Annotated in this window: 1 protein-coding gene; it reads right to left on the reverse strand. The window is 45.0% G+C overall.

Annotated features, from left to right (window positions below; translation table 11 throughout):
* Positions 1-395 precede the first annotated feature (395 nt).
* Complete coding sequence (locus RW114_RS20745; RefSeq protein ID WP_340124623.1) at positions 396-770, reverse strand: hypothetical protein; 375 nt, start codon at positions 768-770, stop codon at positions 396-398.
* Positions 771-909 lie beyond the last annotated feature (139 nt).

Consider the following 909-nt stretch of genomic DNA (forward strand, 5'->3'; position numbering starts at 1 on the left):
GCTGGTTATGTTGGTGATCCTTGTCGGCTTCTTTTAGGGTGCGGTTAAAGATGATGTCATCGGAAACGCCCCAGGCATTGGTAAAGGTTTTTTCCTCTTCGCTGAAATCGGTTTGATCGACGATGCGTTAACCGTTGCCGGAATAAAACGCATTCATCTTGTCAAAATAACCCCGACCGCCGTATAAAAACGCAGTATCGTAGCCTTTTTGCTGCAAGACCCTGCCAAAGCTGAATAAATTGCCGTTATCGGGTCGTTTAATGATGGCCTGGCCGGGTGTGGGCGGAATGGGACAAGGTTAAGGATTCAAGACCTCTGATGATCACCATTGGGGTCACAACCATTGGGGTCAAACCATTGCAAAACCATTGGGGTCAGGCCTTACATTTGACATTTTACATCCACTTTTCCGCCTGTTTCACTGCTCGACTCACGGTAGCGTAGCTTACACCAAAATACTCACCCACTTTAGCAAGCGTATAGTGGCCGCTTAAATAGGCATGTGCCATGCTTTCGTTACGGGTCTTATACCGTTCAGCAAAATACGCCAATGGTTTTACCGGAGCCTGTTTTTGCTTTTTGGGTATATCTTTAAGCGATTGTTCAGGATCAAGCTTGCTCTGCATGTTATTTACAAAATCTTCATCGCCCAGAAAAATCTGGTTTTTCAACTGTTGCCAGGGTGAAGGCTGTCCTTTGCCTTCTTGAATAAAATCGCGATAGCGTTGCTGTGCGATGTCTTTAGTTTGGCAAATCCAGCGAGTATCCATTCGGTGGTTAAACGTAACCGTCAATTAAAGCACACATACTCAAGCCTTTAAAATCAAGGCAAACTACTGCCTCTTATTCAATAGGGGGTATTCATGAATCCATATCAAAATCACGCCGCTATGCAAAGCCATATAGCAC

The sequence above is a fragment of the Methylobacter svalbardensis genome, from assembly GCF_037671525.1.
Classification (GTDB): Bacteria; Pseudomonadota; Gammaproteobacteria; order Methylococcales; family Methylomonadaceae; genus Methylobacter_A; species Methylobacter_A svalbardensis.

Coding starts and splice junctions, on each gene's coding strand:
- RW114_RS20745 (WP_340124623.1), bottom strand. CDS start 770: ATGGATACTCGCTGGATTTGCCAAACTAAAGACATCGCACAGCAACGC.